General features: G+C 42.9%; 20 protein-coding genes. 2 read left to right on the top strand and 18 right to left on the bottom strand.

Going from position 1 to position 23,412, the window contains the following annotated elements:
* Positions 1 to 70 precede the first annotated feature (70 nt).
* The 18 genes from F597_RS0107505 to F597_RS20310 form a co-directional block, all read right to left on the bottom strand.
* The gene (locus F597_RS0107505) at positions 71 to 1,516 is read right to left on the bottom strand and encodes a TolC family protein (RefSeq protein ID WP_245542007.1); all 1,446 of its coding nucleotides are present in this window, start codon (positions 1,514 to 1,516) and stop codon (positions 71 to 73) included.
* 9 nt (positions 1,517 to 1,525) lie between these two features.
* Entirely contained in the window at positions 1,526 to 2,137 is a 612-nt protein-coding gene (locus tag F597_RS0107500; RefSeq protein ID WP_026327243.1) for a TetR/AcrR family transcriptional regulator, read from the bottom strand.
* 505 nt (positions 2,138 to 2,642) lie between these two features.
* On the bottom strand, positions 2,643 to 3,410 hold the full coding sequence (locus tag F597_RS0107495; RefSeq protein ID WP_019539113.1) for a LytR/AlgR family response regulator transcription factor: 768 nt from the start codon (positions 3,408 to 3,410) through the stop codon (positions 2,643 to 2,645).
* Between the two features lie 12 nt (positions 3,411 to 3,422).
* A complete protein-coding gene (locus F597_RS22310; protein WP_157279005.1) occupies positions 3,423 to 4,046 on the bottom strand; it encodes a sensor histidine kinase in 624 nt (207 codons plus the stop codon).
* Positions 4,047 to 4,915: 869 nt separating this feature from the next.
* Positions 4,916 to 5,527, bottom strand: a complete 612-nt coding sequence (locus F597_RS20335; protein WP_044060119.1) for a porin family protein — start codon at positions 5,525 to 5,527, stop codon at positions 4,916 to 4,918.
* 223 nt (positions 5,528 to 5,750) lie between these two features.
* The gene (locus F597_RS0107480; protein WP_019539110.1) at positions 5,751 to 6,221 is read right to left on the bottom strand and encodes a hypothetical protein; all 471 of its coding nucleotides are present in this window, start codon (positions 6,219 to 6,221) and stop codon (positions 5,751 to 5,753) included.
* 188 nt (positions 6,222 to 6,409) lie between these two features.
* Positions 6,410 to 7,285 carry an SDR family NAD(P)-dependent oxidoreductase gene (locus F597_RS20330; RefSeq protein ID WP_044060118.1) on the bottom strand — a complete coding sequence of 292 codons (876 nt, stop codon included), beginning with the start codon at positions 7,283 to 7,285 and terminating at the stop codon, positions 6,410 to 6,412.
* Complete coding sequence (locus F597_RS22305) at positions 7,236 to 7,496, bottom strand: hypothetical protein (protein ID WP_019539108.1); 261 nt, start codon at positions 7,494 to 7,496, stop codon at positions 7,236 to 7,238. The genes F597_RS20330 and F597_RS22305 overlap by 50 nt, the downstream gene beginning before the upstream one ends.
* Positions 7,497 to 7,511: 15 nt before the next feature.
* The gene (locus F597_RS0107465) at positions 7,512 to 8,453 is read right to left on the bottom strand and encodes a UDP-3-O-acyl-N-acetylglucosamine deacetylase (protein ID WP_019539107.1); all 942 of its coding nucleotides are present in this window, start codon (positions 8,451 to 8,453) and stop codon (positions 7,512 to 7,514) included.
* Between the two features lie 196 nt (positions 8,454 to 8,649).
* On the bottom strand, positions 8,650 to 9,102 hold the full coding sequence (locus F597_RS0107460) for a thioredoxin family protein (protein ID WP_019539106.1): 453 nt from the start codon (positions 9,100 to 9,102) through the stop codon (positions 8,650 to 8,652).
* A 704-nt stretch (positions 9,103 to 9,806) separates the two neighbouring features.
* A complete protein-coding gene (locus tag F597_RS20320) occupies positions 9,807 to 10,148 on the bottom strand; it encodes a hypothetical protein (protein WP_019539103.1) in 342 nt (113 codons plus the stop codon).
* Positions 10,149 to 10,301: 153 nt separating this feature from the next.
* The gene (locus F597_RS0107440) at positions 10,302 to 10,595 is read right to left on the bottom strand and encodes a PG0541 family transporter-associated protein (RefSeq protein ID WP_019539102.1); all 294 of its coding nucleotides are present in this window, start codon (positions 10,593 to 10,595) and stop codon (positions 10,302 to 10,304) included.
* Between the two features lie 245 nt (positions 10,596 to 10,840).
* A complete protein-coding gene (locus tag F597_RS0107435) occupies positions 10,841 to 13,969 on the bottom strand; it encodes an efflux RND transporter permease subunit (RefSeq protein WP_019539101.1) in 3,129 nt (1,042 codons plus the stop codon).
* Positions 13,970 to 14,042: 73 nt separating this feature from the next.
* A complete protein-coding gene (locus F597_RS0107430) occupies positions 14,043 to 15,065 on the bottom strand; it encodes an efflux RND transporter periplasmic adaptor subunit (RefSeq protein WP_026327241.1) in 1,023 nt (340 codons plus the stop codon).
* Positions 15,066 to 15,191: 126 nt separating this feature from the next.
* Positions 15,192 to 16,640, bottom strand: coding sequence for a TolC family protein (locus tag F597_RS0107425; protein ID WP_026327240.1), 1,449 nt, complete (start codon positions 16,638 to 16,640; stop codon positions 15,192 to 15,194).
* A 210-nt stretch (positions 16,641 to 16,850) separates the two neighbouring features.
* A complete protein-coding gene (locus tag F597_RS0107420) occupies positions 16,851 to 17,459 on the bottom strand; it encodes a TetR/AcrR family transcriptional regulator (RefSeq protein ID WP_139224048.1) in 609 nt (202 codons plus the stop codon).
* Between the two features lie 101 nt (positions 17,460 to 17,560).
* The gene (locus F597_RS21545; RefSeq protein ID WP_019539097.1) at positions 17,561 to 18,409 is read right to left on the bottom strand and encodes a LytR/AlgR family response regulator transcription factor; all 849 of its coding nucleotides are present in this window, start codon (positions 18,407 to 18,409) and stop codon (positions 17,561 to 17,563) included.
* 38 nt (positions 18,410 to 18,447) lie between these two features.
* The gene (locus F597_RS20310) at positions 18,448 to 19,203 is read right to left on the bottom strand and encodes a LiaF transmembrane domain-containing protein (protein WP_019539096.1); all 756 of its coding nucleotides are present in this window, start codon (positions 19,201 to 19,203) and stop codon (positions 18,448 to 18,450) included.
* Positions 19,204 to 19,602: 399 nt separating this feature from the next.
* Between F597_RS20310 and F597_RS0107400 the strand changes: the two genes are divergently transcribed.
* Together F597_RS0107400 and F597_RS0107395 are read left to right on the top strand one after the other, a co-directional pair.
* Positions 19,603 to 21,906 carry an NADP-dependent malic enzyme gene (locus F597_RS0107400; RefSeq protein ID WP_019539094.1) on the top strand — a complete coding sequence of 768 codons (2,304 nt, stop codon included), beginning with the start codon at positions 19,603 to 19,605 and terminating at the stop codon, positions 21,904 to 21,906.
* Between the two features lie 91 nt (positions 21,907 to 21,997).
* Positions 21,998 to 23,353 carry a TrpB-like pyridoxal phosphate-dependent enzyme gene (locus F597_RS0107395; protein ID WP_019539093.1) on the top strand — a complete coding sequence of 452 codons (1,356 nt, stop codon included), beginning with the start codon at positions 21,998 to 22,000 and terminating at the stop codon, positions 23,351 to 23,353.
* The last annotated feature ends 59 nt before the right edge of the window (positions 23,354 to 23,412 follow it).

The raw sequence follows: 23,412 nt of genomic DNA, 5'->3' as shown, positions 1-23,412 counted from the left end.
CAATACTTTTACCAGTTTATCGGTATCATCACATCAATAGATCAATAGATCATCAAATCATCACATCAACTTAGATATCATAACCGAGTGTTTTTTCCAAATCTGCTTTGGATGCCAGGTAGTCATAGATCGCATTTCGGTATTGCAACTCAGCATTGGTTACCGCAAGAGCAGCCGCATTCAGGTCCACGATAGTTCCCGCTCCTGTTTCATATCTTTTCTGCGTGATTTCGTATCCCTTCTTTGCCTGCTGTACAGATGATTCAGCGGCGACAACCTGTTCAATACTTTTATTGATAAGCTCTACACTGTTCCTGACAGATAGCTGCAGATTGCGTTTCAGGTTATGACGCTGCTCCTGCAGTTGAAATAATTGAATTTCGGATTGTTTGATATTGTGATACCGTTGTCCGCCGCTAAAAATAGGGATGGAAAGCGTCACTCCTACCACGGAATAAGGATCCCAACGATATGTGTTAAACTTGAAATCGTTGTTCTGGCTTATATAAGAATAGCTGAAAGAAGAGGTAAGCGTAGGCAAACGTTGAAGTTTTTGAATCTCATATGCGTTCTTCGCCTGAATGGCTTGCAGGTCGAACTGTCTTAAATCACTATTACCTGACAAATTATTATCGGAAGGTACAATGGCTTCAAACATCCATTTTTCATAATCAGAAAGCGATCCCACAATCTCCACCGGCAGCTCAGAGTCAATACCCATCAGCATTTTCAATTGAAGTTCTGCGATTTTCAACATGCTTTCTGACTGCAGGATATTGGGAATAATGCTTTTGAGGCGGACATCGGCGGTAATGACATCGTATTCGGCAACGATACCCTGCTCGAACTTATTTTTGATATTCACCAGGTTCAAAGAGTCGGTCGCATAGGTTTCCCTGAACAGTTCATAGCTGTCTTTCGCCAACAGTATACTGTAAAAGGCTTTTTTTACCTGATGGGTCAGGTCGATCTTCGAAGAGCGCGACTGTTCCATGGCCATCTCCAGGTCGACCTTACTCATCTGGATGTTTTTCCATAACGAAGGAACGACCAGTGGTAAACTAACATTGACTGTTCCGTTCCATATATTTTTCCTTCCCACCTGAATTCCTTCATTGGCATCGGCATCGGAACTGGGTGTCATCATTTTCCCGAAAACTTCCACGATTTTTAATTCTTCGGGGGTGAATTGCGATGGATCAACAGATCCGCCGCCAAAAAGACTGCTCATATCCGTGTCCAGATACATCGTCTGGCGTTTTAAAGTATACTGATACTGTCCGATAAGATCTATCTGGGGAAGCAATGCGCCATAAGCGCTTTTTTTAGCATAATCCTTTTTCTCCACCTCCATATCGGCGACTTTTACCAAAGGATTTTCACTTAGCGCTATTTGAATAGCCGTCTCCAGATCTACACGTAAAATTCCGTCATCTGCTTCCTGTGCTGTCGTAACAGATAACCTTAACAATCCACAAATCGTCATTACGACGATACCAATTTTTGTAGCTCTCATAAAATATTATTAATTATTTGAATGGGGTAAGTTGGCAATATATTGATCTATGATTTCAATACCCTTAGGAGTAGAAATTCCGCGAAGCATATTAATCATCATATTGGAAATCAGATCCATACGAGACAAAGAAACTCTTACTGAATAAATACCGCAGATTTTTATGCAAGTACTTATATCCAACATAAAGACAGTTTCATCCAAATTTATTTTTTTACGGAAATAATTGTCTTTTATTCCTTCTTTTAGCAGTCGTTTCAGATAGATATTATTTTTCTCTGCATCCTGCAAAATGCCTTGATAAACTTCCGGATAATATTTGTAAATATCCTCCCAGAATATAGCAGCCGGTAATCGGGTGTATTTATAATCATTAATTATTTGTAAACATCCACAGACAACATTCTCCGATTGGCTCATGGTCTCAATAATTCTCAGGGTTCTATTCTCCCGGGAAACAAGGATACAATTCTTCAAAATATCCTCTTTGTTTTTAAAATTCTGATAGATAGTTCGTTTAGAGATACCCAGGGAAGATGCCAAATCGTCCATGGATACATTTTTAATGCCATGAAGGCTGAAAAGGTCTGTTGCTTGTTGAATTATTCTTTCTCTTAACATTATACACCCATATTTACATTTTTGACAATGCAAAGTAATACTACAACCGCGCAGGTTGTAGAGAGTGTAATTCCCAAACGGCTATTTTAAGTGCTGAAATATAAAAAAACAATGCCGAGTCTCCATCGGCGGTAGTTATAAGTGGTTATCACTCATTTATTAATTAAAAACAGCTCAATTTTGATGAGAATTGAGCTGTTTTTGCTGTTGGGTTGAGCTATAAATAAGTAGTATTATCATTTGTTTTTAAGCTGATACCGGACTTACTCTGATTTGTCCGCCAATTGCTTTCAACTTTTCATAATGCATTTAATTTGTGGTAACTGATATACGATAACGCAAGTATCCCGATAAAAATAAGCGGGAAAAACGATTGAAAACCCATTCCATCTACTGCAAAATGGCTTATACTCGCAAAAATAAAGTTGAACAGAAAACCTGCATAAGCCCATTCTTTAAGGCGTTTTGGAACTTGCGGATATAATTAAAACGACGCTACTCATTCTCAATCATCTGTTTTCATGTACCATTTTTTAAAATCGGCACTTCTGGCACGACTCACAATTATTCTTTCGGGCGTAGGAACAGAAAGATTTACTGCTAATTTCCCGTCAAACCACATCGAGAGGTCGGTTACGGCCTGGTGCGAAATAATGAATTGCCTGTTTGCTCTGAAAAACAGATCGGGATCGAGTTGTTTCAAAAAATCATCAAGCGATGTATCCATCATGTAATCACGCTTATTGAAACAGGTGATCACGGCCTTTTTATTCTGTGAATAAACATAGGCAATATCGTCGGATGAAACAGGTATCAGTTTATCCTTGAACGGGATAAGGAAACTTTTTTTGTGTGTTTTATTCACCTGATGGATACTTTTCATTATCTGTGCAATCACATCGGAGTGATTGTTGTTGGGCGAGAAGTTCTTCAGTTTGGCCAATGCCTTTTCAAGGCTGTTTTTACTGATCGGTTTGAGTAAATAGTCGATGCTGTTCACCTCGAACGCTTTCAATGCATACTGGTCATAAGCAGTGGTAAAAATAATCGGGCAACGGATTTCAATATTCTTAAAAATAGAGAAAGAGTCTCCATCGGCAAGATGAATATCCATAAAAACCACATCGGGCAGCCTGTTTGTCGAGAACCACTCTATACTCTCATCTACATTTTGCAGTACCGCGATAATATCGATATTCTCATCTACCGACTTTATGAGTCTTTCAAGATTCTGCGCGGCAGCAAATTCGTCTTCTACAATTACAGCGTTCATATGAATTATGAGTTATTTTATATTGATAAACTTATCGCTATACTTCTCCAGATTTTTTATAAGCGGGATCTCCACTCTGAAGACAGCATCGTTGGCTTGTATGCTGATATTTTTCCTGAACATCAACCAATAACGCTCGTTAAGATTAGACAATCCCAAACCATTTCCAGGGCTCACGTCTTGTCTTGGTTGAAGATTATTTTCGACAATAATCGTATCATTTTCCATCATTTCAATAATTAGATGTAATGGTTTATTCAAGCTTACTATATTATGTTTAACCGCATTTTCCACCAACGTCTGTATAGCGAAAGGTAAAATATAATACTCTTGATAGTTGTCCAAAACCCGAATGTTGACAGAAAAAGCGTTTCCGTAACGGATCTTCATTAGATAAATATAAGATTCAGTAAATTCCAGCTCATCGGAAAGTGTCACCACCGGACGTTCCTGTATAGTATATCGAAATACTGACGAGAGCTGCATCAGGTACTCATGTGCCCGTTCATCATCGTAACCGATCAATCCGTTGAGCGAGTTGAGCGAATTGAAAAGGAAATGGGGATCGGTCTGATTTTTCAACGCGTTGTACCGGTTTTTAAAATTTTCAATGGTAAGATTCTTGTTTTCTTCCATCCTCTCTTGATTTTTAATGATCAGATAGATCAAATAAGTAAAAAAAACAGAAGCAATAAAAAGAAACATATCTTTGACAAACTGAATAATAGAATATTGGTGCGCTGTTAGCTCACTCTTGAACCAAATTCCCAACAGTTGAGAAATCATAGTGCTCAAAACACCTATAAAAATAAACATAATGAAGAATGACATCCACGCCTTTCTTCGATTATCAGAGAAGCGGGTAAGTATCCAAAATTCAATTCGAAAAAAGAGATAGAGTAAAAACGTATTTATCAAAAATAGAATTACAGGTTCAAAAAACAGGTTTACAGGTTCTATATAATACTTTGATCCGGAAATTCTTTCAGAAAATCTTTCTCCTATATTTTCTCCCATATAGTAACTATAAATTAAAATGACAAGCTGTACAAAGACAAAAAATATGTTGATAAACAGCGCTGATAAAAAGGCCGTTCTTTTGTCTAATCGAATAATAGAAGGTTCTGTTTTCCGAAACATTTGGGCTATAGTAATATATTGGTTGTTTATAGATCTGCCAGGGCAATGCAAATATAGTGAAAGCCGAGAGAAGAGCCAAGCTTGTTTGAGCTTTTCCGAGGCGCATCCTATATTATTCAAATATAATCAAAATCACTCACTTACAAAACAAAGAAGCAAACTCAACGGGCTTCGGATTATATTTCCTGCAGCCCGTTGAGCTTTGAAGAAGAAGAAACACTATACTTCACCTTATTTGAGGAGATTGCCCCTGTCAGACTTCACCTTTATCCCATCAGGCGTGCGATACAAACTTAATGCCGGCACATCTGCATGGTTGGGGTAAATGTCGGGTATCGAGGCAATCTCTTTTCCTTAGGTTCTCTTTAGAAGCGATAACCAACGCCAAGACTCACAGTCTGTGTACGCATGGAAGCGTGATCTTTAAGAGCGTCTAACTGATCCACCAGTCCGAGCTGGTATCCGGCATTAATCTGGATACCGTTATGGAATTCATAGCCGACCAGTGCTCCCAATCCAAAATCCCACCGGTTCATATCGGCCTCGTCATTCACCTTCTTGTACAGATCTTTATCGGCGTCTTTATATCTTGCATCAAAGCCAAGTCCCAGATAGGGCCCTACACCGGCATAAAACTTACCGCTATTGGTATAGGTTTGTCCCAGAAAGTAAACCGGTACCTGCATACCCCATTGCCTAAAGTCGTCTTCAGCAGTTCCGGTTTCCATTTTGGAATTACGGTAGAAGAACATTACTTCCGGTTGGATGGAGAAATTCTCATGCAGACCAATGTTCATAAATCCACCCAGCGTAGGGCCCAATTTCATTGTACTTGACTGATTATCTAAATCGCTAAGTAAAAAATTCGACATATTTGCTTCAGCTTTCACGCCATAAGATATGGGAGTTTGAGCATTCACTGTCACCAATCCTGTTGTCATCAATACTGACAAACACACTAAAAACATCTTTTTCATTTTTCTGAATAATTAATTGAGTAATAAAATCTTTTTCTTTTCTCTTGTTTGATATTGCAAAGATATGGCTTCAAAACACTGCCTGCTCCTAAAAATTACCCAAACGGTAATTTTGAATACCGAATTAAAACATATCAATACTTAAGTCAAGGCCCGGCAAAGGTTTCATTAAACAACACAATCATTACGTTCAGTTATCTGCAAAAGATAGTAAACCTTAGTCCTAATAGAGTGTATATCGCAAACTAAGGGCAAATCCGTTAAGCCAATAGTCGTTATAACTGTTAGTGAAGTTAAAAGATGGTTTCCAGTCCAGCCCAACAGTATAAGGTGTTCGGGCGATACTGTATTCCAGGCCAGCCATCAAATCCACTCCCAACAACAAATCGGTTTTGTATTTTTCCTTCTCATAGTGTATAGCTCCCAGATGGGCGCCAACCCCTACGATCCACGATAGATCGGATGATCCCGGCACAAATTGCTGATATTCATACATTCCAGTGAGTTGAAAGTAACGGGGTGATACAGAGAGAATAAACTCGGCCGCATTTTCGGGAGCGAAGAAATATTTTAGCGTTAAACCGCTGTCATATCCTAATCTCACACCAAGAGATGTATTGTAATTTTGTGCATTTAAAGTGGAAGTAAGCACCGTGATAGAAAATGCGGTAAAAAACAGTTTTTTAAATCTCATAAGCAGATGTTATATGTTTGTATTCAATTACATTAGACTATTTGAGTCGCCTTCGCTCCTCGATTTTCAATTCTCGCAACGACATAATACAAGCAAGCTTGTCTTCTGTTCGTATTGCTTAACGAAATAGTTTCATTTGTGTCATCTCTGTCGGCGTACAAGAATTTATTAGCGAGTAGTAAGAGATTTTATTTGAATAATTTTACTCCTGTTATCGTCTCGCAATAGTTCCAAATGATCTCTTTTGTCTCCACCGAAATATATTTCTTATTTACCTTCTTAGGTTTGCGGTTGTAAAAATACAAGCCGCTGGTATCTTCCACCTCTTCCGAAGAAGCGAGATAAACAATGGTATCCGCTCCCTGTTCTGCTGTTTTCATCAGCAACCGCATCAGAGGAAGCATGATTGCTTTTCCTAAAAAGCCTCTTCTTTTCGCATCTTCCACCATTTTCTGGTTTATCACCACACCGGGATGAAGTGAGTTGACGGTAATATCAATACCTGTCTCTTTAAACTTCCGGTCTAATTCCTGAGACATCATGATCAAGAAGAGTTTTGCATTCCCATAAGCCCTTCCGGCTGTGTACCCCTGTTTTAATTCTATATCCTCAAAGTCGGGTTTTGCCATAGAACTATGTCCATCCGAAGCTGTAAATACAATGCGCGCATCGGAATGCTTTTGTAGCTCGTCGGTAAGTAACGCGGTCAACAAGTAAGGTGCGACGAAATTTAAGGCAATGGTCTTTTCTATCGCGTCGGCAGTCTCCATCCTTTCCTTACCAAAAATGCCTCCTGCATTGTGGATGAGTATGTCTAATCCGTCAAAGCGCTGCTTGAACCTTTCTGCCAATTGATGGATATTACCCAGCAGTGACAAATCGGCTAAAAGATAATCAACATGAGGGTTATCGCTTTCTAAAATGATCTCCTGTTGTACCTGAACGGTTTCGTACTCTTTACGACCCGTGATAATAATATGGTGCCCTTGTTTTGCTAAGGCCAATGCCGCGGCTTTACCCATGCCCTGTGTCGCTCCTGTGATCAAAATTGTTTTTTTTCTCATAATGATTGATCGTTTTTTTTCTAATTAAGCTGCCTATCAATCCTCCAAACAATAATCCATACACGCAATTTGTCCACAATTCCGAAGAAAAACCAAATGTACCGTCATAGATCCCATAATATAGCCAGTAAAGATATCCGCCTATCAATCCCAGAGTCATACCCAGAAAAGAGATCATGTTTCTCCTGACAAATAAAAAGATAGTCTTCATATTAATGGGGGTTTTCTATGAAAAATTTGTATGCATCTCAAAGACAGACCTCGTTTCGATCTGTTCAACTATATTCCTTGCGAACAGGTTATTGATCCGGTGACCGGGACGATTTGCGATTATTCTTCCTTTGATAAACCTGCCGACAAGGGCTATATCTCCGATAACATCCAGTAATTTATGCCTTGCGGGTTCATTAGGAAACAAAAGCGGCTTATTTACTATATATCCGGTTTTATCAATCTTTCTCCTCTCTATACCCATGACATCGGCCAACCGATCCAATTCCTTCTGTTGAATGAGTTGATCGTAAATAACAATTGCGTTATCCAGGTCCCCGCCCTTAATCAATCCGGTTTTCAGGAGACTTTCGATCTCTCTTATAAAGACAAATGTTCTGCACATCGAGACTTCATCTTTAAAATCGGATAAATTTTCCAGAAAGGCCTTTTGTACAGGTAAAACCTCCGAGTCGAATGCTATCTGCACATGGATGCTAAATCTGTCAGAGGGCATTAATATCAGGTATGATCCTGTTTCAGCATCGAAATATTCAATATTCTGATCCACCTCATAATAGATCCTCTCTTCAGACTGCTCTTCGAAACCTACCCTGTGAATATTATTCACATATTCAACAGCGCTCCCATCCAGTATCGGAAATTCAGGAGAATCAATTTCAATCAGGCAATTATCAATCTCACATCCGTAAAGTGCAGCCAACGCATGTTCTATCGTAGCAACCTGTACTCCATCTACAAGTAAGACAGTACATCTTTGGGTATTCATTACATTTTCGGCAGAAGCCGTAATTACCGGGCTTCCTTGAAGATCAGTCCGTTTGATCTTGTATCCGAAATCAACAGGCGCCGGCCGGAATGTGATAGTAGTTTTTACCCCTGTGTGTAATCCTTTCCCCTTGATAGAAAAAGCTTCTCTTATGGTTCTTTGTTTCATATGATTAAATCATTTATTTTCACACGATTATTTTATATATACATTATGGTGTGTGGAATTGACACCCGTTCGGTCGTCGAACGTTGTTCCGCAGTAATCATGTTCCTTTGTAAGAACTTTTCTTCTGCTCGTTTTATATTTTTATTTTTTCGTTATGGTGTATGTAACTTTTTCGTTAAACAAGAGCAGAGTAATTTTATTTATTTGGATCAATAGCTTTTACCCTATTCACTATTTTCTCTAAATTATCGGTAGATACAATACCCATGACTCGTTTTGTTTCAACATCTCCGTTAAGTATTAACAGGTTGGGAATTCCGGAGATATTGTACTTATAATAATATTCAGAATTCTCTTCAATATCCATAGCGTAAAAATTGATACCGTGAAGACTTTCGGCATCCAATTGCTCTATATTGTATCGCATCTTCCGGCATAATTCGGAATCTTTCCGATAGAAAAACAGGAAGTTTATACTCTCTTTGTCAAGATTAACCTCATGTAATTCGGTCAGAATCGAATTGCCTTCTTCCGACAAAGGAATATGGTTCACTTTTTTTTCGGCTATAACTCCGGTCAGTACGAAGAATATTACAATTGCCAATATAAAATGCCAGGGTCTGAAATAAAAAGAATGACTATTATCCATTATTTACCTCTTCAATATCTGCTTATAATCTGCCTTCTCAATAAGATTATTCCTGTAAAACTCATCACTGAAAACACTATTACAGATACGGTAGATACAATGGCTATCCTTAATCCCTTTTTCATACGATATTTTTTCTTTATGGTGTATGGAACTTTTTCGTTAAACGAGAGCAGAGTAAATTTATTTACTTTGCCGAGTGTAGAAAAAGTCTAACTTTAGTGAACTCGCTTCAATCATTTACTTATGTGTGAATGATTATTATGCTCGTTTCATTGCTTGATAAAATTTGAATAATCCCTAATTTTTATAATACAAAGTTATAGTACAGTTTCGCGCCTTTTTTTACAAACTTACCGAAACGAATGTTTTGGTTACCCAACTGTAAAAAATCGATACCAAAAAGTTGCCGACTGTAACATGTACGACGGAAAATCCAAAAAGAAAGGCGCTACTTTTCAGCAACGTCGACATAGAGCTATCCAAACGGTACTTTACCTGCCAAACTTCAGTATAGCAGTATTGAAATAATTGGAAGGAATAATAAAAGATGGAGTATTTAAGGAGATATATTTTTCACATCACGTATTTTTCGGATGCTCGAAGCTGAATAAGCTTATCGTACACTTCGGCCTGATAGAAGCCGAATGTTTCGAGACCGTAAATATAAATTTCCTTGCGATGTGTCTTGAACAATCGACTTATTACAACCGGTTTTTGATCTGCTGGGCTTTCCATTGCTCAAATTCCTGATTAGCTTCTTCTAGTGGGGTAAATTCTCCTTCTTCTATTTCACGAAAATATTGAAACCACTCCTCTTGTCCTGCAATGAAAGGTTCATTTGGATGCCATTTTTGTTCAGAAGTAATAGGGTTCATTTCTGTTTTCTCTCCGGAAAGATATTCAGCCGGATCTTCCCTCACAATATCCGATAGGGTATCTGTTTCCAACCTGGAAAGAAACTGTTCCACGAGACGAAGACTTTCAGGTGGAAGGTTGGTGATCTGCCGGTGTAACCGGTCGCGCAGTTGGTCATCGGTCAGCATAATAAATTGGATTTCACTGTTAATAATGAAACAAAGATAAAAGTTTTATTTGAATAAACCGTGGACTTACATCACTAAGTTCATAATCATTTACAGTCAAGAAAGGCGCTACTTTTCAGCAACGCCTTTCCGAAATTGATCATCCGGATCAAATTACATCATATCTTCAATATTCCAGACAAAGGCACGTAGGCCCAGGTTGGGCGACTCTTCATCGAGTTTCCTCAGATAGTCCAGCAACAGCTTCACCCTGTCATCCTCTACAATGGTGAGGATGGCCTTGTTCACCGAAGGCCAGGCGTGGGAGCCGTAATGCGGCTCTCCGGTCTTGCTTCCCCGTCCGTGGATCTCTTTCCATGAAGTGAACCCGCGTATATTGAGTGAGCTCAGGTTGCCCACGATCTCATCGTAATGCGCCTGGTCTAAAGTTATCATTACTGCTTTCATTCTTTTTATCTTTTAGAAGTTAGAAGTTAAAAATTAGAAGTAGGAAGTGGAGAAGTCCAAGAAGTCAAGAATTTCTATAGTCTTGATTCTTGGCTCTCATATTCACTTTTCACTACGTAGGTTTTCTGTCATCACTCGGCATAGTGCAAATAAATTTGACTCTGCCCTCGCTCCTAAGAAAATTCACTTTTAGTTTTAACTTCTTCACTATTCATTCTTAATTCTTAATTTTCAATTTTCCACTTTCAATTGTCAATTACCAATACTGCACGGTGTTTCCTGCGTCTTCTGCGCACACCGTAACCCGCCATCATGGAATAGAGCGCCGGGATCAATATAAGGGTAATGATAGTGGAGAAAGTCATCCCACCGATAATGGAGATACCCAGTGATTTCCACATTTCCGATCCCTGCCCTGTACCAATTGCCAGGGGAACCATACCCAGGATAGTAGTAAGGGTGGTCATCAATACGGGGCGCAACCTCGAACGGCCTCCATGTACTACCGCCGTGATAATGGACATACCTCTCTCCCTGTTCAGGTTGATGTAGTCGATCAACACGATGGCGTTCTTTACCACCATCCCCACAAGCATGATCAATCCCACAAATCCCATGATGCCGAGCGGTTCTCCCGTAAGGGCAAGGAAGAGGATAGAACCGGTAAAAGCAAACGGCACGGTCAGGATGATCATAAACGGATAGGTGAGCGATTCGAACTGCGATGCCAATACAATATATACCAGCAGAGAAACGATCATAAGAAGAAGTCCCAACTGTGAAAATGATTCCTGCTGGTCTTCCAGCGATCCACCGATCTCCATCTGTACTCCTGCCGGCAGATCTGCTTCGGCCATAATGGTATTTACATCGGTCACCACCTCACTCAGGGCACGTCCGTAAATGGTACCGGTCACCGTCACAATACGCTGGCGATCCTGACGGTCGATCTGCGGCAGTGTAGAAGTTTCTATTACTGTCCCCAGATCACGTACCCGCACACCGGCTCCCATCGTGTTGTATATCAATATATTTTCGATATCTTCGATAGACTGGCGGTATTGTTCTTCATACCGTACCCGAATATCATACTCTTCTCCTTCTTCACGGAAACGTGACATGACAAGACCGTTGATCCTGTTTCTGATAGCATTGGCCGCCGTACTCATGTTCAGTCCGTTCAACGCTAATTTCTCACGATCGAACTGTATCTGGTACTCCATCCGGTAATCTTTTCTCGATACCGTGATATCGCGCAATCCTTTCACTCCTTCCAGTTTAGTTCTCATCTCAGCAGCGAGTTGGTCGGTCGCAGCCAAATCGTAACCATATATATCCAATGCGACATTACTTCCACCGGTCATTCCCATATCGCCTCCACCCGGCATTACCCGGAAACGGTGCAACTCCGGCATATTGGCAAGATCCTGACGTATTTCGTCTGATATATCGTAGATCGTCTTTTTTCTGTTCTTGGCCTCCGTCAAACGCATCGTATAGGTCATGATATTGGAAGCATTTTCCTGCATAGCCGCCCAGGTGTTATCTTCATCGGCCGCACCCACACTGAAAGAGATGATCTCTATCTCCGGATATTTCTCCTGCATTCCCTGTGCTATCCTGTGGCCTGTCTCCCGGGCGACTTCCATACGGGTTCCGGTAGGCATCTCCACGGTAATGGCAATTTCATTGTTGTCGGACGCCGGCATAAATTCCGTTTTCAACGTGATAGCACTGACAACCACACTTATAATAAAAACAACCAGCACACCCAATAATGTGAGTCGCCTCCTGCGGGCCACCCAATTCACCAATCGGGCATAAGCATGATCGATTCTGTTGAGTACCGGTAATATCCTTTTATTATACCACCTGTCAAAACCGGACACCTTGGCATCCTTGTTCGACCGCATCATCTTCGCACTCATCATCGGGGTAAGTGTCAAGGCTATGATCAGCGACAGAGAAATAATGATGGTTACCATCCATCCCAACTGCTTGAACATCACACCGGCAAAACCACCGACCATAGTCATCGGTAAGAATACCGCAATAATGGTCAGTGTAGAGGCGATTACGGAAAGGGATACTTCTTCCGTACCGTACACAGCAGCCTGTCTGACTCGGCTCCCCCGTTCAATATGGGTGGTAATGTTTTCCAACACCACAATGGCATCATCCACCACCATCCCGATGGTAATGGAAAGAGCCGAGAGCGAGATGATATTAATGGAGTTCCCGGTAAGGTAAAGATAAATAAACGACCCGATCAGCGAGATGGGTATGGTCACCATGATAATGATAGTGGCACGCCACCGCCCCAGGAAGAAAAGCACGATGATACCGACGATAATAAGTGCCAGCACGATCGTCTCCAGCAAACTATTGATGGATACTTTAATATAATCGGAAGTATCCATTACCGTAACAAGCTTGATATCGGGCGGAAGACTCTTTTCCAGCACAGGCAACTGTGCTTTTACCGCATCAGCAATCGCTGCGGTGTTGGCACCCGACTGTTTCTGTACCACAATGGAAGCACTCCGCTGTCCGTTGGTATAATTCTCCTGTATACGGGACTCCAGTGTATCTTTCACCGATGCCACATCCCGCAGATAGATGGCGCGTCCCTGGTTGTTACCCACAATGATATTGTTCAGGTCGCGGCTGTTCTTGAATTCTCCCTCGAGACGTAACATATAGGTCTGCGTGCCGATATCGAAATTACCGGCAGGGACATTCACATTTTCAGTGGCGATCACTTGTGCGATCTGTTCCAGGGAAATATTGTATGCCTCCAGTTTTTCAGGTACCACATTCACCTGTATCTCCCTTTGGGGGGCACCACTGACGGAAACAGTACCCACACCCGAAATACGGTTGAGCGGGTTGGCCACCTGTTCGTCGAGTATCTTATACAGTGCTCCCGAGCTCTCTTGTGCGGTGGCAGAGAGCACTACTACCGGTATCATGTCAGAGCTGAACTTCAGGATCATGGGATCTTCCGTACCGTCAGGCAAAAAGCCCGATATCAGAGATACCTTATCCCGCACATCGTTCATCACGGCATCCATATCTGTACCGAATTCGAACTCCAGCATGATCATTGACATACCGTCCCTCGATTGTGATGTAATTTCTTTCAGTTTCTCGGTAGAGTTCAGGACATCTTCAAGCGGACGGGTTACATTGGTCTCCACGTCTTCAGCACCTGCACCCGCATAGGAGGTCATGACCGAGACGATATTCAGGTCGATATTGGGATAGAGATCTATAGGCAATTGCCTGTAGAACAAAAAGCCTATCAGCACAACACCGATAAATATTAATGATGTTCCCACGGGATTTTTCACCGCGGTTTCATATATCTTCATACTTATATATTTTTAATTCAAGATTTCAAATTCAAGATTTAGCTTCGCTGATTTGCAATTCAAATTTTGAATTTTAATCAATAACTTCCACTTCAGTCCCGTCAATCAGGCCTGTATTACCCTCTACGATTACCCTGTCACCATCGTTCAGCCCTGAGACGATCTCATATTTATCATTGATCCGGACTCCCAGTTGTACCAACGTATAGACAGCTTTCCCGTCTTTTTCCACAAATACATAGCGATCATTAGAACCTACCTGCTTCAGGACAGCCCTGTCGGAAAGCAACGGACGCTCGTTGGTGCCGAAATTCATCCTCACACGGGCGAACATGCCGGGACGCAGCCGCTGATCACCGTTAGGCACCGATATCTCTACGGTAAAAGTGTGCGAAACCGGGTCAAGCGTGGGGTAGATCAGTGATACACTTCCCTGAAACCTTTCACCGCCCAAGGCGTCTACTAACACTTCCACAGGCATTCCCTTCACCACCTGGCTATAATAAGACTCTGAAACATTGACTTTCACCTTCACCGGATTGATACTCTCAATGGTGAGGATAGGCAATTGTCCGGCCACATCACCCGGATCGTAATTACGGGCAGTCACCACCCCGTTTACCGGACTGGTCAGTGTAGTATTCTCATCCAGATTATTCAGGGCATACTCCGCCACATCGAGTTGGGTCTTTGCCTGATCGAGCTGCTGTTTGGAAATACCACCCACTTCATACAACTCTTTATAGCGTTCATAGTCCCTCTTTAACGTGGCAACCTGTGTCTGTTGTTGTGAAAGATTTGCCTTATCCATGGTTACCAGGGCCTGCCCACGACGAACCTGCGAACCTACATCTACTTTAATCTCGCGGATCCGTCCTCCCATGGCGGGAGCAATATTATTCACCTGATCGGCCTCTACCGTAGCGGTAAAGGTAGATATCTGATCCACCGGCACTAACTGCACCTCTTCTACACGTACCCTTGTTTTCTGTGAAGCTTCACTTTCAGCGCTTCCGGTACGGTCTGCTCCTCCACAGGAAGCAAGCAATGCAACTGCCAGTAAAGGAGTTATTCTCAATAAACTGTATCGTCTCATATAATTATTTATATATTTTATTTTTAAATTGGGTTCCACATTCAAAATTCAAGATTTCAGATTTCAGATTTGACTACGTTGATTTGCCATTCGAATATTAAATTTTGAATCTTGAATCTTAAATCTTTATTCTATATTCACCGGTGCAATATCATAGCCGAGCACCTTTTCCAGGTCAGCTTTGGCTGAGAGATAGTCGTAAATAGCGTTCCTGTACTGCAATTCGGCATTCAGCACAGCCAATGCCGCCGCATTGACATCCACGATGGTACCCATCCCCGTCTCGTATCGCTTCAGAGTGATCTCATGACCTTTGCGGGCCTGCTCCACAGATGACTGGGTAGCCACCACCTGCTCGATATTTTTGTGGATAAGGTCGTAGTTGTTCCTGATCGACAGTTTGAGCCCCCGTTCCACATCCTTGCGCTGTTCATCCAACTGCCATAGCTGTATCTGCGATTGTTTCAAGTTGTGGTAGCGTTGTCCGCCACTGAAGAGAGGTATCTGAAGCGTAACACCCAGCATGGAATAAGGATCCCAGCGGTAAGTGCTGATCTTGAAATCGTTGTTCTGGCTCATATAAGTCCAGTTGAAAGAGGTAACGAGTGAGGGAGCATACTGCAGTTTCTGCAGTTCATAGGCTTTCTGTGCTTGTTCGGTCTGCAGGTCGAATTGCCTGATATCGCTGTTGTTCATGAGCGAAGTGTCTGCCGGGATAATGGCATCAAACATACTCTTCTCATAATCATCCAGTGAACCTACCACTTTCAGCGGCATATCGCTGTCGATCCCCATCAGCATTTTCAGTTGCAGTTCGGCGATTTTCATCATATTCTCCGACTGGAGTATACTGGGGATAAGGCTTTTCAGCCGTACATCGGCGGTGATCACATCATATTCAGCCACTATCCCCTGATTGTAGCGGTTACGGATGTCCTCCAGGTTAATGGAGTCTGTTTCGTAGGTTTTCCTGAAAACGTCGTGGCTGTCCTGTGCCAGCAGCAGGCTGAAGAATGATTTCTTTACCTGGTTCACCAGATCGATGCGCGATGCACGTGCTTTCTCCATGGAAAGTTGGATATCCACCTCACTCATCTGGATATTTTTCCAGAGCGAGGGTACCACTAACGGCAGGCTTACATTCAACCCCGCCGACCAGGAATTGAAACGTCCCATCTGGATACCTTCTCCGGAACTTTCGGTATCACCACCCATCACCTTTTGCAACACCTGCAGTATCTGTAACTCATCGTCGGTATAGTCTCCGGGATTAATGTCGCCACCCATGAAGCTGAAACCTTCATCAAAATATACCGTCTGCCTTTTGATGGCACGCTGGTACTGCCCGATCAGGTCCATCTGCGGCAGGAGTGCACCGTAGGCCGATTTCTTCGCATACTGCTTCTTGGTGATCTCCATATCGGCTATCTTCACCGTGGGATTTTCGCTCAAGGCAATCTCCAATGCCCGGTTCAAATCGATCCGCAAACTATCGGTTTGTTGTGCTGTCGCCGTCGATAAGCCGGCAAGGCCCGACAGCATTAGTAATAATAGTATTATACTTCGTAGATTCATTATAATCACTTCTTTTAATAGTTCAATTATATTAGACTATTTGAGTCGTCTTCGCTCCTCGATTTTCAATTCTACGCTCAAATAGTCAAAACAAGTTTTGACTATGTATTCGCTTAACGAAATAGTTCATTAAAAAGACCGTTTCTTTCAGACTTTTTCTACGTTCGACATAGTCAACTAATCTCAGTTAATTTCCAGCAAAGAAACAGTTCATTTGTTTTTTTGTTGTTCCAGGTAGGCATCTATAATCCGAATCCCTTTTCCGGTCATGATACCCCGCACAAAATTGATCATCATTGTGTAAAAAAGTTCTCTAAACGAAAAAGGAGGCTTTTCGAGGTAGGAGGCGCGGATATAAGTGTAGGTACTTTCTTCTACCAGAAAGGCAGCTACATTCACATTCAGATCCTCACGGATATATCCCTCTTCAATCCCCTGCCGCAGGAAATTCCTCAAATGAATATTATTGATCTCGGTATGCCTCCTGATTAGACTGGCAGCCCGAGGATAATATTTCTGAATATCTTCGAAGAATTTTACATTGCAAACAGGTGCATTCTCATGCACTTCGATGATTTTGATAAAAACCTCCACCACATTATTGCATTGAGCGAAAAGAGTTTCAAACATCTCTTTTCTTCTATCTCCAAACCAGACAAGTGTAGACAACAGAATATCTTCCTTATCTTTGAAATTCTCATACAATGTTCTTTTAGAGATACCTATCGAGGATGCTATCTCATCCATCGACACATTCTTTATACCGTATTGCCGGAACAGATCGCCCGCTTTTTCTATAATTCGTTCCTTTAATTCCATTTTTAAATTTAAAAAAGCGGTGCAAAGGTAAAACGGAAAACTCAAAAACTCAAATTGGTTTTCCAAGTTTTAACATACTTTACATTAAGATTCTGTTACGCTCAGAGGTTCAGCACGGTCCGCAACGCCTTGTAGCCCGCAATGCTGGCCCTGATCTTGTCTCCGTTCTTAAGGGTAAGCATCTGATTCTGTTTTTCGTACATCTCTATACGAAGTATCTTTTCCACATTCACAATATAAGAACGATGCACTCTAACGAACTGAGACGAAGACAGACCGGCTTCGAAATACTTCATGGTCTCTTCTTTGAGAAACCTGTTCTGGTCGGTTACTATCTGCACATAATCGCCGTCGGATTGGATATAGACAATATCAGGGACAAGAATCACGTGTATCTTCTGACCAATCTTTACCGCTACCCGTTCCAGCACTTCGCTCTCTTCATTGTTATTCTCTTTTTCCCTGTCGGCGTGCGGTTCCGCGGAGTCTGTTTCCGGTCCCTCTTCTTTCTGCCTCTCCTTTTCAGTTTCCCTTTGTATCATCCTGAAATGGATCATTTGCACATGTATCACATACATAAACAGGCCGATAAAAACGGACAACGGAATAAGTGAACGAATCTCATCCCTGTTTTCATTCCCGAGCAGAAGGATGGAAGAGAGATAACCAAAGAGCACCCAGATGGATACATAGAGGAACCCCAATGCGAAATAATTGATAAACCGCTGAAAGACATCTAATCTCACATAGTTGGAAGATGGAATGATGACTGCCAGCAGCATCCCCATTCCCAACAAGATGATCGCATCGATGCAACTCTTGAGTAAAAGCAAACCGCAGGGAAAGGAGACAATCGGGCGAAATGCCGCCGTTTGCAATAGGGCGTACATTACGCCCAGGACTATCACCGGTAACAGTCGTAAGGGTATATACGTCAATGAGAGTTTCATTCCTTGTTTTTAAATTGGGTTACCGTTTTTCTGTTTGTCTACCGTATTTCGCATCCTCCGAAGGTCAGATTGCCTTGCAGTATCAACTTTCGGGTATGATCGGGCTGGGAAATGATCCGATTATCTTCAACACCTCCCAGAACAGTCTGAAATCGTGTCTCGATCCACCAATCACCGGGAATATAGAGTTCCACTCCGCCAAAAGTGGCGTCAATATCGAGAAAGGTCTCTCCTTCCGGGAGCGTGGTTCTTCTCAGGTCGAGCACCACACCGCCAAAAGTGGCGTTTATGCTGCCGCCGCTGAAAACAGGGTCTAAGAAAATGCTCTCGGAACCGCCGAATAGTACGCTTTTGTCTATTCTCCCGTTTACGTTTTCTGTAGAATCGGCTCCTATCTGTTTGTATCCGTGCTGCCTCCTACCCCTGCCGGAACCTATCCTGAAAACAAGCACAAGTCCCAGGAGGATGAGCAATACCGGCCAATAGATACGGGCAAAATCCGTATCAACGCCGCTGATAAATCCCGGATAAGCTTCCGCTATACGGGGAAGCAGGAAGAAGAGTCCTGCGATCAACCAAATCACCCCGAAGGAATAATCTCTTTTGGAAAAACTGATAATGGAAAGTACAATAAAGATCATCGGCCATGAAAACAGGATAGGTCTGAGGGCGGCATCAATCCATCCGAAATTAAATGATAGAAACAGCAACCCGGCTATAATCAACAACAGACCGAAAATAATCCCTTTCGACTTTGGCGAATGATGAAATGTAGAACATGAATTTGTTTCCATAATAAATACAATTTAGAATTTGCACAAATTTACGCTTCAAAAGGGGTCGGAAACAACTGAAAATCGATGAACGCATCCGATTTACCCGACGAATGAACTATTTTTTCCTTTAAACGATACCTTTTTTCTCCGTCCTGGATAATATTTATCTTTGGGCTGTAAATGTATGAAAATAACAGTAAGCCATATGAAAAGAAACACATTTTTTTATTCTTTTTCTCGTTGGAGACAACTCTCCTGCTATTATCTGTAAGTTGCATCGGTAAGGGGTAACGCCAGGCCCATGAACGCAAATGGTTTATTGGTATTGTGAAGGAGAAGCAATAAAAATTATAATTTGTGATGATAATTTTATAAATTTGCACACATTTATATTTTTACCGCACAATAACAATCAAAATGGCAAATAATAAACTACATGACGACGCCCTTGCCTATCATTCGCAGGGGCGCCCCGGAAAAATAGAAGTTGTTCCCACAAAACCCCATAGTTCGCAACGCGATCTCTCACTCGCCTACTCTCCCGGCGTGGCAGAACCTTGCCTGGAGATCGAAAAAGATCCGCAGACAGCCTATGATTACACATCGAAAGGTAATTTAGTGGCAGTAATCTCCAACGGTACCGCCGTACTGGGTCTGGGTGATATTGGTGCAATGGCAGGTAAACCCGTGATGGAAGGGAAAGGATTGCTCTTCAAAATATTCGCCGGGATCGATGTGTTCGATATCGAGGTAAACGAAAAAGATCCTGAAAAATTTATTGAAGTGGTGAAAGCCATCTCCCCTACTTTCGGGGGCATCAACCTGGAGGATATCAAAGCGCCGGAATGCTTCGAGATCGAAGAACGCCTGAAAAATGAACTGGATATACCCATTATGCATGACGACCAGCATGGTACGGCAATCATCTCCGCCTGCGGATTGTTGAATGCATTGGAACTAAACGGTAAGAAGATTGAAGATATCCGTATCGTGGTGAACGGTGCGGGAGCCGCTGCCAACTCTTGTACACAGTTATACATCGCTTTGGGAGCAAAACCGGAAAATATCGTGATGCTCGACTCAAAAGGGGTGATCAACACTTCGAGGACCGACCTGAATGATCGCAAAAAACCATTTGCCACTACCCGCAATATCTTTACTTTAGAGGAAGCTATAAAGGACGCCGATATGTTCCTTGGTCTTTCCGTAGCCGATGTTCTTACTCCCGAAATGCTCCAGTCAATGAATTCCGACCCGATCGTATTTGCACTGGCCAACCCCAACCCGGAGATTTCTTACGAACTGGCCATGGCATCAAGAGAGGACATTATTTTCGCTACAGGACGTTCCGATTATCCCAACCAGATCAATAATGTACTGGGATTCCCCTATATTTTCCGCGGAGCGCTCGATGTGCAGGCAACCTGCATCAACGAGGAGATGAAAGTCGCCACGGTGTACGCACTGGCAGAGCTGACTAAAAAAGCGGTGCCCGACGTGGTGAATGCCGCCTATAGCATCAAGAAACTGAGTTTCGGCAGAGACTATATCATACCCAAACCCCTGGATCCGAGATTGCTGACTACTGTCGCCCCGGCAGTGGCAAAAGCAGCTATGGAGTCGGGTATAGCCCGCAAACCGATCACCGACTGGGAACAATATGACCATAAGTTGCGTGACCTGATGGGATTGGACAACAAGATGATCCGCCGCCTGTTCGAGATGGCGCGCCAGAATCCGAAGCGAGTAGTCTTTTCCGAAACTAACCACCTCAACATGCTCAAGGCAGCCGAAACGGCGTATGCCGAAGGGATATGCAAACCCGTTCTGCTCGGGAACGAAGAGAAGATTGCCAAAGTAGCCAAAGAAAACCAGATCAGCCTCGAAGGAATTGAGATCGTGAACCTCCGGCACGACCGGGAAGAGGAGAGGCGTTTACGTTATGCGGAACTCCTTGCACAGAAGCGGAAACGACACGGTATGACCTTCGACGAAGCAGCCGAGAAGATGTTTGAGCGGAACTATTTCGGCATGATGATGGTAGAGACGGGCGATGTGGACGCCATGATTACGGGTGTGTTCAGTAAATATGCCGATACCACTGATATTGCCAAAGAGGTGATCGGTATCCGTGACGGGTTGAACCACATCGGCGCCATGCATATTGTCAATACAAAAAAGGGTGTACTCTTCCTTGCCGATACACTCTTCAACCGCCATCCCGACACCGAGGCGCTGATAGATATCGCCCGGCTGGCCAACGCTACTGTTAAGTTTTTCGCGCACGATCCGGTAATCGCCATGATCTCCTACTCCAATTTCGGCGCCGACTCCGTAGGTAGTCCCGCAAGTGTGCATAAGGTAGTGGACACGCTGCATGAAAGATATCCGGAACTGGTAGTGGACGGTGAAATGCAGGTAAACTATGCACTCAACAAAGAACTGCGCGACAAGAAATACCCGTTTACCCGCCTACGTGATAAAGAAGTAAATACCTTGGTATTTCCCAATCTCAGCTCGGCCAATTCAGCCTATAAATTGTTAAGGGAAACCGGTACGAAAGATATTATCGGTCCGATCCAAATGGGATTGAAGAAACCGGTACATATCCTCGATGTGGAGACATCGGTACGTGATATCGTCAATATGGTGGCGGTAGCGGTAATAGACGCGATCGTGGAAGAAAATATCCAAACAAATCAACTCACAAGGATTGAATAAAAGAGGATGCGCAGGAAAGCTATTTTTGTCCGGTAAAATCCGGTAAAACAAATAATAAATTATGACTGTTGAACTTAAACAATAAATAGTAATGATGGAAAAAAGAAAAAAATTTATTCTCCCGGAAGCAGAGATTCCTACGCAGTGGTACAATGTAACGGCTGAAATGAAAAACAAACCTCAACCCATGATCAACCCGCAGACGAAAGAGCCGTTGAAAGCGGAAGATCTTTATCCTCTTTTTGCCGAAGAGTTATCGCGTCAGGAGATGAACCAGACCGATGTATGGATTGATATCCCTGAAGAGGTAAGAGAAAAGTACAAGATATACCGCCCCAGCCCACTGGTACGTGCTACCGGATTGGAAAAAGCTCTCGATACACCGGCGCATATCTATTTTAAAAACGAAAGTGTAAGCCCGGTCGGATCCCATAAGCTCAATTCGGCACTGCCCCAGGCATACTACAATAAGATAGAAGGAATCACCAATATCACTACCGAGACCGGAGCCGGACAATGGGGTACCGCGCTGGCATTTGCTGCCAGAGCATTCGATCTGGAACTGGCCGTTTATATGGTAAAGATCAGCTACGAACAGAAACCTTACCGCCGCTCGCTTATGCAGACCTGGGGAGCGCAGGTGATCCCCTCTCCCAGTATGTCGACTAAAGCAGGACGGAAGATCATCACCGAGCATCCCAATTACCAGGGCAGTTTAGGTACAGCTATTTCCGAAGCCATTGAACTGGCGATGCAGACTCCCAAATGCAAATATACGCTGGGAAGTGTACTTAACCATGTGGCACTGCACCAGACGATCATCGGTCTGGAAGCAGAGAAACAGATGGCAATGGCCGATGAGTATCCCGACGTGATAATCGGCTGTTTCGGCGGTGGTTCCAACTTTTCCGGTATCAGCTTTCCGTTCCTGCGTCACAATATAGCCGGAAAAACCAACACACGGTTTATTGCGGCCGAACCTGCATCCTGTCCCAAGCTAACACGAGGGGAGTTCCGTTATGATTTTGGTGACGAGACCGGTTATACACCGCTGATCCCGATGTACACATTAGGACACAAATTCGCACCGGCCAATATCCATGCCGGAGGACTCCGCTATCACGGCGCCGGCAGCATCGTAAGCCAGTTGCTGAAAGACAATTTAATCGAAGCGGTAAGCGTCAAACAACTGGAGACATTCGAAGCAGGCGTACTCTTTGCCCGTACCGAAGGCATTATCCCTGCTCCCGAATCGACCCATGCTATTGCTGTCGCCGTCCGGGAAGCACTTCAAGCCAAGGCAGAAGGGAAAAAAAAGGTGATCCTGTTTAATCTCTCAGGACACGGATTGGTGGATATGGCTGCCTATGACCAGTACCTGGCGGGTGACCTGACTAATCATGAGGTTTCTGATGAAGAAATCAGTAAGTTTTTAGCAGAGTCATAACTCCACTGAAAATAAGCGCTATTGCGGATAAACAGACGAAAAAGGGTAAAAAATAACAT

It is taken from the genome of Proteiniphilum acetatigenes DSM 18083, from assembly GCF_000380985.1.
In the GTDB taxonomy this organism is placed as follows: domain Bacteria; phylum Bacteroidota; class Bacteroidia; order Bacteroidales; family Dysgonomonadaceae; genus Proteiniphilum; species Proteiniphilum acetatigenes.
Note: the sequence above shows the minus strand (reverse complement) of the source record. Positions and strands in the feature narration are given on the sequence as shown.